Raw genomic sequence first — 13,685 nt, 5'->3', positions numbered from 1 at the left:
ATATTACTATATCACAAAATGAATTTTGTGTCAAGTGCTTTATTTTCATTTTTAGGAGGGAAAACGATGAATTTACCTGAAATATTTAATTCACTCAGCAAGTTACAGGAATCAAACAGTATAAATGAAATTTCTAAATTAAATGATGACCTTAGAACCCATAATCTTGCTCTTAGTGTCAAAGATGCAAAAGATATAATAAAGACCAGAAACAGTGCATTAAAAGCTCAAGGCAGGATTGAGCTAAATTTAGATGTGATGAAATCTATTATAAAGGAGCTTGGAAAATCTTCTTATGTAAATCAGGACAATTTAGTTGAAACAATTAGTGATATGTATGAAGTATTTCATTATGTGAAAAATTCTACGTCAGATTTTTTATGTGATGATGAAATATTAAAAACTATAATGTTTTTTTACAATACAGTTTATGGTGGTTCGATGGAACTTATAAAAGGCAAAGGTATTTCTAAAATTGTAGATAATTTTAGAAATGGTAAAGATATTAACTCAACTTTCGTAGTTTAAAAACTTTGTGAAGCAAAGCTTCACAAGTTAAGAATTAATAATGAAAAATTAATAGTAAAGGATGATTTTTAGCTATCGCAAAAAATCTTTTAATTTATATAAGTCAGTGCTTAGTAATGTTTTGCTTTAGCAAAACGAACTTTCAAAAATTTAATTAAAGATTTTTTATAGTGTAACGGAAAAAAATCCACATTAACTATTAATTCTTCACTCTTAACTATTAACTAAAAAAGTTGTGTCGTAATTTTTAAATTAAGTTAAAATTTTACATGTGAGAAAGCTGAGAATATTGATAACATAAAGAAAGAGGAGGAGAATGAATAGTGAAAGAATTTATTAAAAATAGAAACACAGATGCATTATATGTTCTTCAAAATCTAATAGTAAGATACACAAAAGGTAAAAGCAGTTCCATAAAAGAGGATACAGCAGTTCGTATTTTGAATTCAATTTACTATGCAATAAATGCTTACATTAAAGGTTCCACAAATTCCAGTAAAGGATTTTCTTTGATGGTTCAAGATGATATAGTTAAAATGTATGAAAGTGGCATTGAAATCCTTAAAAAATCTGTGTTAGAGTGCAAAGAACTTTATGGAGAAGTAAAAGAAAACAAGCTTCATATTCCAAATGAAATATATAACTATACGATAGATACCGCGCTGACTTGCTTTTTTGAAAGCTATGACATAGTTTTTGCAGCACAGGATGTAACATGTACTATGGATTATCCCCTTGTATTTGATAATATGAATATAAAAGGCATTTATTATATAAAACAATACCTTGAGAAATTGAAGATTGAAACTGAATTTTGTAACTTTTTTACACAGGCAGCTATAAGAAAATTACTTAGAGATTATGGTAAAAAGTATAAAATAAATATTATAAAAGCTCCAATAAATGTGTTTGAGATACTTATTGACCAATCTCTTTTTCTAGTTTTATCAGAAAGCAGTGAAGAGAAACTTACAATATCAATGGATGAGTTTAAGAGAATAAGTGAAAGGTTTTTAGGAAAAAGCAAGGAGGAGATATCTTTAATTGTAAACAGAGCTTTTAGTAAAATTATTTCTAAGTTTAATATTAAAAGTTTGAAGCTTATAGGTTATATAAAAAAGTATGAGAATTCATTTAAAACTAGGTTTTTGATTGCCTGCAGCAGCGGCAATCTTTATAATATGGTTGTTATAGATAAAGAAGGTAATGAAGAAAATTATGTTGCCTTTAAAAAAGGCAGGAAAATGGATAACTATGAATTTAGTTGTGTTGTGGATGAGGTTACAAAATGCGAAAACGTTAAAGACAAGCTTGAAATTATAAGTGAAAATGTACATTCTCTTGAAGATTACATGGACATTTTGAATTTGGAATGTTTATTTGGTGATGAATATAAAAAGGTATTTCAATCACTTGATGATATGTCCCTTGCTGTACTTGGTAAAAATGTATTTTATGATGATTTGAGGTGTAATTCTTTTAGTATCTCTACAGAAAGGCTTCTTCTATATAAGGATACTTTGGAATATGAATGGCAGAACTATTACATTGATTTTTTACTAGAACTAAAAGGAGAAAGAATAAGAGACATAGAAAAGATAATTATGAATATTGATGTGGGAGAAGAACTGTAATTAAAATATATGGAGGATTTTAGTTTTGAAAATAAATAGGCTTATTGCAATTGTTGTCATGCTTTTAAATAGAAAGAAAATATCTGCAGCAGAATTGGCTGAAAAATTTGAGGTATCTGTAAGAACCATCTACAGGGATATTGAAGCAATTAACATGTCAGGGATTCCCATAGCATCTCAGTCCGGAAATAATGGAGGCTTTTACATTGTTGATAATTATAAGATCAACCATCAGTTTTTAACATTGGATGACATGATTTCTATAGTAGAAGCTTTGAGAAACATAAATGAAGTTTTAAATGATAAAAACGTGGATTTAGCTATTGAAAAAGTAAAAAACATAGTGCCGGATGAAAAGAAGAGTGATTTCAATTTGCATTTTAAACAAATATTTATAGATACTTTGCCCTGGGGCTTTAAAAAATCCAGTGAAGAAAATGAAAAATATAACATAATAAATGAGGCTTTAGAGAATGAGAAATGCATGTCTTTTAACTATAGAAATGCAAAAAGTGAGTATATTTCGAGGAAGGTAGAACCCATAACCCTTGTTTTTAAAGGTTTTGGGTGGTATTTATTTTCTTTTTGCAATTTAAGACAGGACTACAGGATATTTAAACTTTCTAGAATGGATACTTTGAGTATTTTAAATGAAGATATTCATAAAGGTAGAATTTCCTATGAAAAATATTTAAGCATGAATAAAGTTGAAAAACTGCCTACAGAACTTACTCTTAAATTTTCAGAAAAAGTTAGGTATAGGGTAGAAGATTCTTTTGATAAGGATGAAATGACCTTTCAAGAAGACGGAAGTATCATAGTGAGTACTAAATTTTTGGAGGATGAATGGATCTATTCCATGATACTTGGCTATGGGGAATATGTAGAAGTAATAAAACCTCTTCATGTAAGAGAGATTATAAAAAATAGATGTAAAAAAATGAATGCTATTTACGAAAAACAAAATTAAACCTGACATAATGCTGTCAAAGCTTCCCTGTATAATAAAAATATAAATTAACCCATAGGGAGGAGAATATTATATGAAACAAAAATATTGTCAAAGCTGCGGAATGCCAATGAGTGAGGAACTTTATGGTACTGAAAAGAATAATAAAAAAAATCAGGAATATTGTATTTACTGTTATGAAAATGGAGATTTTAAACAGCCGGATTTAACTATGGAACAGATGATTGAGACTTCTGTACCTTTTATGGTTAAAAAGGGAATGAAGGAAAGTGAAGCAAGGGGTCTTATGGCAAACTGTCTTCCAAATTTGAAAAGGTGGAGAAAGAGCAAAATAACCTGTAAAACAGTTAAAAAAGATCAAATTATATTGGTGGGAAAAGAAATAGGGACTACTAATGAAGGTGGCAAATGCAAGGCTGCAATTGAAAAACTCTGGAAAGAATTCAGTGAGCAAAAGCTTGAGGATAAAATACCCAATAAGTTGAAGAACGGTGAAGTTTTAGGATTATATAGTGATTATGAAAATAAAGAATTTGGACATTATTCTTATATGGTTGGACTTCAAGTAAAAGATATAGGTAACATACCTGATGGTATGACATATAAAGTAATTCCGACATCTAAATATTATGTGGTAACAGTAAAGGGAAAAATGCCGGAAAGCATTGGAGAAGCCTGGGGATATATATGGAATGCTGATATTGAAAGAACATATACAGGAGATTTTGAGATTTATGATGAGAGATATGATGGGAGTGAAAATTCCGAAGTGGATATATATGTGGCTGTAAAGTGAGCCATTAAAATTTTTCACTCACTCCAACTTGATCAAAATCTTCCTTTAATGCTTTATTTAAAAAGTAAAAAGAGGTTAAAACAGCGGAGGCATCAGTTATAGGATAGGCAGCCCAGGCACCTTTTATACCAAAAAGCTGAACAAGTAGTATGGCTAAAGGGATAAACACTATGATCTCTCTATATATTGAAAGTAAGAAACTTTTTTTAGCTTCACCAATTGCCTGATAATAGTTTATTACTACATAATATATTCCTGTTAAGGGAATTAGAGATATGCATAATCTGAATGCTTTAACTGTTTTATTTAAAAGGGCAGCATCGTTTAAGAAAAAGCCTATGATATAATTTGGAAATAACATAAAGATTGACCAAAGTGCAAAAGAGGTTATTAGAACGACTTTAATTGAAGTATTTAAAACCTTTTTAACTTTATCATAGTTTTCAGCACCAAAATTATAAGCAACTATAGGCTGCATTGCAGAACTTATGCCTATTATGGTTACAAATAGAAACATAGAAATTTTAGTTATTACTCCTACCATGACAATGGCAGATTCTCCGCCCCCAGTATAAAGGAGGTTGTTTAGAACTACAGTAACTAAAGCATCCTCAATTTCTATTATAAAGGTGGAGAATCCAACAGTCATTATGCCCCATATAATTTCTTTTGTAACTGAATTGTGAATGGAACGCATTGAAAACTCTATATGAAATTCCTTTATGATGTTTTTAAACTTGTAAAATGCAAAAGTAAAGGCAGTTATTTGAGATAATACAGTAGCTATAGCAGCGCCTTCTATTCCAAAGTGTAATTTAACTATTAATATATAGTTGATTAAAATATTTAAAGTAACACCTATTAAATTAGTATATAGAAGAGCTTTTGTCTTTTTTAGAGAAATCATAATATAACAGGCAACTACTGATAATGACTGAAAAATGCCTCCTAAAAGTAGTATAGATACATATTTGTTAACTAGAGGATAAGTTAGATTGTCTGCACCTAATACATAAAAAATTGGCCTTCTAAATATAAAAATAATTAATGAAACTATTGTAAGTGATATTAGAACCAAACTAAAAGAAGTAAATACTATTTTTTTAAATTCTGAATAATTCTTTTCACCTAAACTTCTAGCGGCATAAGTGGAAGCTCCTACAGCTATCAAAAGCCCAAGGGCTACTAATAATTTTTGAATTGGGAATGCTATAGTAATAGCTGCTAGTGTAGTAACTCCTATGTAGTGTCCCACATACACCGTGTCTACAATATTGTAAAGCTCAGATACCAACAGTGCGAACACAGAAGGTATAGCAAATTTTAAAAGCAATTTTCTTATTTTACCTTGTTTAAGAGTATTATTTTCAATTTCCACAAATTTCACCTCAATAAGTTAAGCTGTTAAAAAATAGGCTTAACTTTTTCTATAGTTAAATTATAATGCTTTTTGGCAAAATTTGCATTCACTTAAAGGTTCATAAAAAGGTACTATGTCGTTATAGCGTGAAAATAGTCACATTATTGAAATAGCATAATAACACCTGTTTTGAGGTATTATTAAACCTCTTTTATTAGAATTAATAGAGCACCATAACCCTTGAGTTTAGTTTGTATATTAAATACAGTGCTTTTTTTAAAGCTTTTAAAATGTATACTTGGAAAAGAGGCTTTGTGAAGAATCTGTTTTTCTTCTTTGCTTAGTCTTTTAGGTTTCCCCATATCAAGCCAGTAGTTATATGAGGAACCAGATTTTTCGTTTATTTCATAAGTGATTATTTTTATAGATGAAGGTATGTTTACTATATTTATTGAAAGCTTTTGTGCAGCAGCGTTTTTAATAGCCCTAAGTTTTGAAAAATTCTCAAAAGGAATCAGTTTATTTATATTGTCATGATGGTTGTAGAGCAAGATTTGATACTCATTATTAGATTTTGTAACTATATATCCTTTGTCTTTAGCAACTAAAGTGTCTCCAAGTTTATTTAGCAAGTAATAGGCATAATAAGAAGGTTTTTTTATTCCCTTGTCATTTATAAGTCCTGGGTATCCAAAAAACACTTCATTAGTTAAGTTTATTTGTTTATCTAACACATCAAAGGCTCTTAAAAAGTTTAGAGAATTTGTATTGTTTATTACACTATGTATAATATAGGGAAGCATATATGTGGTATCGTAGATAAAATCTATATTATCTTTTGCATAAAATATATCTTTAATTATTTCTAGTTTGTATTCTGTAGATAAAAGTTCTGTTACTTTATTTATAACAGCATGCTCTATAGTAGAGTCAAATTGAAACTTAAAAGAATCTAAGTTTAAACTATCTAGGTCATTAAAGTAGTTTAAGAAAGATTTTATAGCTAATAGAAAGCTTGAAGTAGAGAAACCCGTATCATTTAAAACTATAATAGGCTTTATATTAAGTGTATCTAAAAATTCAAGTACATCTCGAGCTCTATTCCAATTATAGAACTTAGACTCTGGAAATATACACATATCTTCGCTGAAAATATTTAAAAGTCTGGCATAGGTAAAGCCTATTTCTTCCTGAAGAACTTCTAATATATCTTTGTTATCTTCCAGGAGAAGTTCAAAGGCATCTCCTACATTTAATATATCTTTAAAATTTTTGTTGAAATTTCCAAGGTCATCTCCCATATTTATATTTATCTTTGTTATTTTATCCTCATAATTGAACCTGTCATAGTCCTCCAAATAATGTGTTATGTATTGAAGGCTTTCCCCTAGATTAAAAAATTCAATGATTTTTTGCTTCTCAAAAGTCTCATCATTCATTTTGAATTTTTTTCTATATTGAAGGGGAGTGTAGTTATATTGAATTTTAAAATGTTTGTTAAAGTACCTGGTATGTGAAAATCCTACTTCTTCTGAAATTTCAGATATAGTTTTATCTGTATCTAAAAGAAGTTTTAGGGCCTCTTCAACTCTATTTGAATTTAATAAATCTGTAAAACTGTATCCTGTTACATCCTTTATGCCGTGGGACAAGTAGTCAGTACTTAAAAATTCTTTTTTTGCAATGTCCTGCAGTGTTATATTATCGTTATAATTATTAAATATATATTTAGAAATTCTATGGTATCTTTCAAGCTGTTCTTCTTTTTCCTTTAAATCTTCATTTTCATACATTAAATAATGAAAATTGTTTATGAGGTGGTAGAGAAGATCTATAAGAATGGTTTCGATTTCTTCATCGTAGTTATCCTGCTTTTGAATTAACTCACAGGCTATTTTAGCTAAAAAGGTTCTTAAAATATCATATTCTTCACTTTCTTGAGCTCTGTCATCTGTGGTATTGGTAAAGAAAAACATATTTTCAATATCGCTGTAGTATTTTTCAAAAAAATAAGGATCTATATGAAACACTAAAACTCTATTATCTGCATCACTGCTTACAATACTGTGCGTTTCATCTATGTTTACTATTTCTATGTCTTTTTCTATGAGTTCATATTTGTCAGATTCTATGGTGATGTAAAGAGTGCCCTTTAGAACATAAAGTATTTCTATTGAACTATGCCAGTGGAGAGGATAATTAATTATATTTGCTAAATTTATTGAAACAGGTATATCTAAAGGATAATTTATATATTTTCTCCTCATATATATTAAACTCCTTTCTTCTTTAGGGAAAAGAAGGGCCAAGCTCTAATAATGCTTTTTAAAATTATAACCAGTATAATATATGAAAAAAGTTTTTTCAAGCAAGTGGAAATTTGTTTATTAAAAAGAGTATAATTACTTTACAATCATGTATAAGTTAAGAGGAGGTTTAAAATGGAAAAGAAACAATACGTTTGCCCAAAATGTGGCAGCACAGAATATGAATCAGATCAATTCCAGGCAACAGGAGGAAATTTCTCAAAGATATTTGATGTACAGAATAAGAAATTTATTACTATTAGCTGTAAAAAGTGTGGGTACACAGAATTGTACAAGGCGCAGTCTTCATCTGGATGGAATATTTTAGATTTTCTTATAGGTAACTAACTTATAATATATATGAAAGGAAGATATCATTATGAACGAAGTTTTACAAAATATTTTAACAAGAAGAAGTGTAAGAAAGTTCAAAGAAGAACAAATAAAAGACGAAGAATTAGAATTGATTTTAAAAGCTGGAGTGTATGCACCAAGTGGTATGAACAAACAAACTTGGCAGTTTACAGTTGTTCAAAGTAAAGAGAAGATGGAGCTGCTTGCAAAAGTAGTTAAAAAAGCATTAGGTATAGATGCTGCATATAATTTTTATGCACCTCCAACTTTAATTATGCTGTCCAATGAGAAGGAAAATGTAAATGGGCTTGCTGATTGTGCTTGTGCTCTTGAAAATATATTTCTAATGGCAAATTCACTGGAAATAGGTTCCTGCTGGATCAATCAATTGAGAACTATTTGTGATGAAAAAGAAGTAAGGGAAGTACTAAGTAGCTTTGGTATACCTGAAAATCATATTGTTTGGGGGATGGCATCTGTTGGATATCCTGAAAGCATATCTAAAGCACATGAAAGAAAAGATGGAGTTATTAAATTTGTAAAATAATATAGAGTTTCTAAATTGAAAGTTAACATATACAATATCATATAATGACAAATTTCATCACTATAAAAACTTTTGACAAGTCTAAAGCTCGGTATTTTGAAAATCTAAGAAGCTCAGCTAAACTCGTACCTCAGACATATCTAAGCTCCTAAGATTTTCTAAAATACCTCTCTAAGACTTATGGAAAAGTTTTTAAATGTGATTTCAATTTTGTCATTATATTTTATGTATAAGTTTAAATTTCAATTAGAAACCCCGTGTAGATAGTTAACTCTACAATTAAGCTGCTCCAAATTGCTAACTTGATTTAAATGCTAAAGTTATAAATCCAACCGAGACTTATATAAGCAATTTTAGGTAATGATAGATTTAACTTTAAACTTTATGATCTATATAAGAAACACAGAAACAACAAATTTTAATGCCAATATGAAATAACTTTCGATGAAAAATGTAAAGTTCTAAGCTTTCTGTAGTAGTTTACTATTTTTATATTTCATAAAGGCAATTTTAGCTGCATACATCGCAAGTCCTACTGGTAACCAAAATGCACCAAAGTTAAGCTCATTTTGCAGATAAGGAAGCATAAGACCCCAGCTTAATCCTTTTAAGTTTAACATCTTTAATGCTACAGTCATATGTCTGAATGGCCATATAATATTGAGAGTATCTGCCATTCCATTTGGAAGCAGATAATCTGGGAATATAACACCGCAGGTTAGAAATATAGGTATATTTATCAGATTAAAAAATAGTATAAAATGGCCAAGGTTATCCATAACTGATGTAAAAACTAATCCCATAGCTGTAAGGTTAATAAAAAATAAACTCATTAAAACAATATATATTAATATATCACCACGAAGTGGTACACAGAATAATTTATCAACAATACATAAGCAAGTGAAAATTACTGTACTACATATAGTAGAATATAGTAGTATTCTTCCTATAAGACCAATTACAGCTTTTACACCTTCTTTTGAACACATCTTAATATGTGCAAATTGCTCTTTCTTCTTCATTAAAGCAGGTACTAAAAGTAGTGGTACAAAAAAACCTTGATTAACTAAAGGTATTAAAGTATAAATTAAATATCTAAGATAACTACTTTGTGGCTCATATAGTACACGTTCAACATAGGAAAAGTTTAAAACAGTTTGCTTAGATAGGTATGGAACCATACCATTTCCTTGCAAAACGTTTATTTGAGCACCAGCATTGATCGTACCTAAAACCTGACTAGCATATCCTAAAATATTGGCTTCCCTAGGAAGACTAGTTCCATCTATTAGCAATAAGGCACTAGGTGATTTTGCCAAACTCACATCTTTTTCAAAATGTTTAGGTATTATTATACCTCCATTTACTCTACGATCTTTTATTGCTTTTTCAAGTTCAGTATATGAATCTGTGTAATAATTAACATTTAAACCTGGACTAATTTTAAGTTGTCGTACAACAGTTCTTGACAATTGTGAATTATCTTGATCAACTACTCCAAATGGAATATGCTCTATATAAGGATTCGACATAGCATAGCCAAAAATAAGTGTTGCTACAATAGTAAGTATAATAGTCTTAAGTAGGGAGCTTCTTTCTTCTTTTAATATTTTAAAAAGACTCTTCATTATGTTATCACCTCTTCATCTTGACTATTAATGATACTATTTTTCTCATTTATTCTAATATTTCTAAGTCTTTTAGCCTCTTTCATTTTATATAAAAGGAATGTAACCACCCACATAAAAATCATAAATTTAGTAAGCCAGAGTATATTAGATAAGTTATCTTGAAAACTTCCGCCTATAAGTGATAAATCTCTTAGAGGTACAGCATAGTAGTAAAATGGAATATATTTAGCTACTATAGGAATAATATCAGGCATAGCTACAGTTGGAAATGTGTATCCAACCAAAAATAGAGTTATAGCTATTGGACCTGCTAAACCTAGTGCATCTATCTGGTTTCCATTAAACAAGATACTTAAAAGTACTCCCACAAATGTCATTCCGATACAAAAGAGAATAGTTAGCATAATTCCTGCTTCAACAAAACCCCTATAAGGCAATCCAAAATATTTACAATAAATTGCTAGAATAATAAAAACTGAGATTGATGCCAAAAGTCCAACCATAATACCTTTAATCCACATCTTTTTATAGCTATTACCTTTGTTTATTAATAAAATTACAACTATAATCATCCCAACCTGAATAATATTAATTGAAAATCCCGGAATAAAAAAATTAAACATATTTTCAATAGGATTTCCTATAATTCTGGAATTATAACGTATTGGATTGATATAATTTGCAGCTACTTCTGGCATTAATCCAAGTTTTTCCTCTGCTACATTTATTAAATATGCTGATTTAATGGTACCTAGAATTTGTGCAACTCTTGTTCTACTAGAAGAAGTCATGGCCATTTGTGCTCCGTCATAAACAACCATAATTTTGGGATTCTTCCCATCAGTTAGATCCTTTGAAAAGTGTTTAGGAATAATAAATCCTATAGCTACGTCTCCTTTGTCTATTAAATCTTTAACATCATTATCAGTCTGACTATATGCAACTACATTAAATTTTGAATTTGTCCTTATTTCCCTAATGAAAGTTTGAGTTGATGAGGAGTTATCATGATTTACAATAATAGTTGGAATTTTGCTAAGCGAATGGGCACTAAATTCAAGTGCTAAAACAATAGAACCACCAATTCCAAGTATTAGAAACATTAAAATAGGAGTTATCATATACTTAAATCTTAATATTTTTTCTTTCATGATAATCATCACTTCTTTCCAAAGTCAACAAAGGCTGTCATTCCCGCATGAAGTGGTTTATTCATATCAGTTAATTCAACTTTAACCCCATAGGATAATATATCAAATTCTCCATTATCATTTGTTGTCCTTTTAACTGCAAAATCAGCATCCTTATTAATTCTAACTATTTTACCTTTAAATTTTTGATTAGGATAAGCAGAAAGTTTCACAGGGACTTCTCCATTTAACTTTACTTTTGAAAGATCTGTTTCTTTTACATTACATTCAACCCAAGGTGCAGTTGTATTTGTCATTACAAGAAGAGGCATTCCTGTAGATACAAGTTCACCAACCTCTACATTTAACTGATTTACAATTCCATCTGCTGGTGCCGCTATTGTTGTATCAGCTATGTAACTTTGTACTTCATCTTGTCCACCTTCAGCTTGTTTAATTTGAGCTTGATATCCCTGTATTGTTGCATCTGCTTGATTTACTTGTGCTTGTAATGCTGCTATATCTTCAGATCTTGATCCATCTTTGACAACATTATATTGATTTTGAGCCACATCCATAGATGTTTGAGCCTTATCTAAATCTTCTTTAGCTGCATAACCTTTACTATACAATGCATTTATCCTATCGTATGTAGATTTTGCTAAATCATATTGAGACTTAGCTTCATCAATTTCCTCCGGTCTTGCTCCATTTTGAGCCTTCTGAAGTTGTGCTTGTGCTGATGATTTTGCTGCTTGGGCTGCTTTCATTTGTTCAGTAGCTGCATCGATTTGAGCTTTTGATTGAGCTTCTTTTGCAACTAGCGAACTATTGTCTATAGTTATTAAAACTTGTCCATTTTTTATGGTGTCACCCTCAGCTACTTTTATAGCCGTTATTTTTCCAGCAGCTTTAGAATTTATATTTATTTCTTTAGTTTCTATGTCTCCTTGAACAATTAAGTGGTCGCTTTGCTGTTTTACTATTTTATCTCCCGTCAAAACAACATTCTTACTACAACCTGAAAACAAACCTGTTGTAATTGTTAGAGCTAATAATAATGCGATTTTTTTTCTTTTCATGGGAAGCCTCCTAAATTAACTAATATGTTTACTTATAGGAATCTGTTAGTTAGACGTTGTCTAATTTTTACAAGTGATTCATGTAAAATTTGCATCTGTTCTTCTGGTAAAACACCTAATAAAGACGCTATAAGATTTTCTTTATCTGGTAATATCTCAGCTAAAATTTTCTTACCCTCTTCTGTTATAGTAATCTTTGTATATCTCCTATCATTTTTATCTTCCTGTCGTATAACAATTCCTTTTAATGTCATTCTATCAATTAAAGTTGTTACACTAGGTTTCTTTACTCCTAATTTCTTACTAAGAGTAGATGAAGTACTTCCTTCATCACCACATAAATATAGGTAATACAGAACTTTGAATTGTACCTGTGTTAATTCAAACTTTTTATATCCTTCTTCACCAATTTTATTTATTAAATCTGATATTTTAATAATCTCGTCAGTTACCTCAAAAGTTAACTCCATTGGATCAATCTTAATTAAATCGGTATCTTTTTTATTCATAAACAACACTCCTAAAATGCTTTTTCATATTATGCTGCTAACACTATTAACCTAATATACTGATAGTCATATAAATAATAGTTAGTATAGATAATAGTTAATATAAATAATAGTTAGCATGACTAATGGTTAATCATACTAACTATTATACACATTATTATATTAGTTTCAATATCAATAATTGGAAATTATTATTAATAATCTGTAACTTTTAATTTTAGTTCTGCAAAATAAAAATCTAAATTGAAAAATGTGTGTTACAGAAATGGTAGGGTATGTGGGATAGAAACTATTAGAAAAGTTAAATATAGGCAGCGTGTTTGAATTGCCAAGTGTCCGGCAAATGTACGAATTTACTAAAGATATAGATCATAAAAATGGGATTGCCTTAAAATTAGGCAATCCCTTAATTATGTATTAAGTGAGATTATAAAGAAGATAAAAACATTTCGTATGCGTCTTCAAATGAATCATAGGGATCTGGATTTCCGCCGTTTGTGCTTTTGCATTGGTTATCACTGTATTCTTGTCCAACTGCAAGGAGCCCCCCAATAGTTATAGGATGTCCTGCATCACAGGCTATTTTACAAAATGTATCCATAGGATCATCTGCAAGACGAGTTTCCAGCAGCTTCTTTCTTAGGGAAGGATCTTTTTTAGCATCAGTATAAAGCAGTTCTAATTCAGTAGTTGTGTTGTCCATAATTTGCACCTTGTATAATGAACATGTAGTAAAAAATTCATTATACTTTTCCTTTCTTAAAGATTTTTTACTATAATTATCATAAGACGCTGTGGATTAGTTTTCGCACCTATAGCTAGACTATTTTAATTG

General features: G+C 29.7%; 13 protein-coding genes. 6 read left to right on the top strand and 7 right to left on the bottom strand.

The window, feature by feature from the left end:
* The first annotated feature begins 66 nt into the window (after positions 1-66).
* The 4 genes from CLRAG_RS11920 to CLRAG_RS11905 all read left to right on the top strand — a co-directional run bounded on the left by CLRAG_RS11920 (position 67) and on the right by CLRAG_RS11905 (position 3,928).
* Positions 67-528, top strand: coding sequence for a DUF6323 family protein (locus CLRAG_RS11920; protein WP_065078633.1), 462 nt, complete (start codon positions 67-69; stop codon positions 526-528).
* Between the two features lie 323 nt (positions 529-851).
* Positions 852-2,162, top strand: coding sequence for a DUF6179 domain-containing protein (locus CLRAG_RS11915; protein WP_065078632.1), 1,311 nt, complete (start codon positions 852-854; stop codon positions 2,160-2,162).
* 25 nt (positions 2,163-2,187) lie between these two features.
* Positions 2,188-3,132 carry a helix-turn-helix transcriptional regulator gene (locus CLRAG_RS11910; RefSeq protein WP_065078631.1) on the top strand — a complete coding sequence of 315 codons (945 nt, stop codon included), beginning with the start codon at positions 2,188-2,190 and terminating at the stop codon, positions 3,130-3,132.
* A gap of 73 nt (positions 3,133-3,205) precedes the next feature.
* Positions 3,206-3,928 (top strand): effector binding domain-containing protein, encoded by a 723-nt coding sequence (locus tag CLRAG_RS11905; RefSeq protein WP_065078630.1) that lies wholly within the window; start codon positions 3,206-3,208, stop codon positions 3,926-3,928.
* Positions 3,929-3,932: 4 nt separating this feature from the next.
* On the opposite strand, the gene CLRAG_RS11900 is transcribed toward CLRAG_RS11905, so the two are convergent.
* Together CLRAG_RS11900 and CLRAG_RS11895 are read right to left on the bottom strand one after the other, a co-directional pair.
* Positions 3,933-5,306, bottom strand: coding sequence for an MATE family efflux transporter (locus tag CLRAG_RS11900; RefSeq protein ID WP_065078629.1), 1,374 nt, complete (start codon positions 5,304-5,306; stop codon positions 3,933-3,935).
* 182 nt (positions 5,307-5,488) lie between these two features.
* Positions 5,489-7,555: a helix-turn-helix domain-containing protein gene (locus CLRAG_RS11895; RefSeq protein ID WP_065078628.1), complete on the bottom strand. Its 2,067-nt coding sequence runs from the start codon at positions 7,553-7,555 to the stop codon at positions 5,489-5,491.
* Between the two features lie 174 nt (positions 7,556-7,729).
* On the opposite strand from CLRAG_RS11895, the gene CLRAG_RS11890 reads away from it, so the two are divergent.
* Both CLRAG_RS11890 and CLRAG_RS11885 read left to right on the top strand, forming a co-directional pair.
* Complete coding sequence (locus CLRAG_RS11890; protein ID WP_063554707.1) at positions 7,730-7,942, top strand: zinc ribbon domain-containing protein; 213 nt, start codon at positions 7,730-7,732, stop codon at positions 7,940-7,942.
* Between the two features lie 31 nt (positions 7,943-7,973).
* Positions 7,974-8,495 (top strand): nitroreductase family protein, encoded by a 522-nt coding sequence (locus CLRAG_RS11885; protein WP_065078627.1) that lies wholly within the window; start codon positions 7,974-7,976, stop codon positions 8,493-8,495.
* Between the two features lie 461 nt (positions 8,496-8,956).
* Here CLRAG_RS11885 and CLRAG_RS11880 read toward each other — a convergent pair whose 3' ends face one another.
* From CLRAG_RS11880 to CLRAG_RS11860, 5 genes are all read right to left on the bottom strand, one after another.
* Positions 8,957-10,126 (bottom strand): ABC transporter permease, encoded by a 1,170-nt coding sequence (locus CLRAG_RS11880; protein WP_065078626.1) that lies wholly within the window; start codon positions 10,124-10,126, stop codon positions 8,957-8,959.
* On the bottom strand, positions 10,126-11,280 hold the full coding sequence (locus CLRAG_RS11875; RefSeq protein WP_242872139.1) for an ABC transporter permease: 1,155 nt from the start codon (positions 11,278-11,280) through the stop codon (positions 10,126-10,128). The genes CLRAG_RS11880 and CLRAG_RS11875 overlap by 1 nt, the downstream gene beginning before the upstream one ends.
* An 8-nt stretch (positions 11,281-11,288) precedes the next feature.
* Positions 11,289-12,341 carry an HlyD family secretion protein gene (locus CLRAG_RS11870; RefSeq protein ID WP_065078624.1) on the bottom strand — a complete coding sequence of 351 codons (1,053 nt, stop codon included), beginning with the start codon at positions 12,339-12,341 and terminating at the stop codon, positions 11,289-11,291.
* Between the two features lie 32 nt (positions 12,342-12,373).
* Positions 12,374-12,850, bottom strand: coding sequence for a MarR family winged helix-turn-helix transcriptional regulator (locus tag CLRAG_RS11865; RefSeq protein WP_065078623.1), 477 nt, complete (start codon positions 12,848-12,850; stop codon positions 12,374-12,376).
* A gap of 427 nt (positions 12,851-13,277) precedes the next feature.
* Positions 13,278-13,553 (bottom strand): Nif11-like leader peptide family natural product precursor, encoded by a 276-nt coding sequence (locus tag CLRAG_RS11860; RefSeq protein WP_065078622.1) that lies wholly within the window; start codon positions 13,551-13,553, stop codon positions 13,278-13,280.
* Between the last annotated feature and the right edge of the window lie 132 nt (positions 13,554-13,685).

This window comes from Clostridium ragsdalei P11 (assembly GCF_001675165.1).
Classification (GTDB): Bacteria; Bacillota; Clostridia; order Clostridiales; family Clostridiaceae; genus Clostridium_B; species Clostridium_B ragsdalei.
The sequence above is the reverse complement of the archived record's forward strand: the minus strand, read 5'-3'. Positions and strand labels throughout refer to the sequence as shown.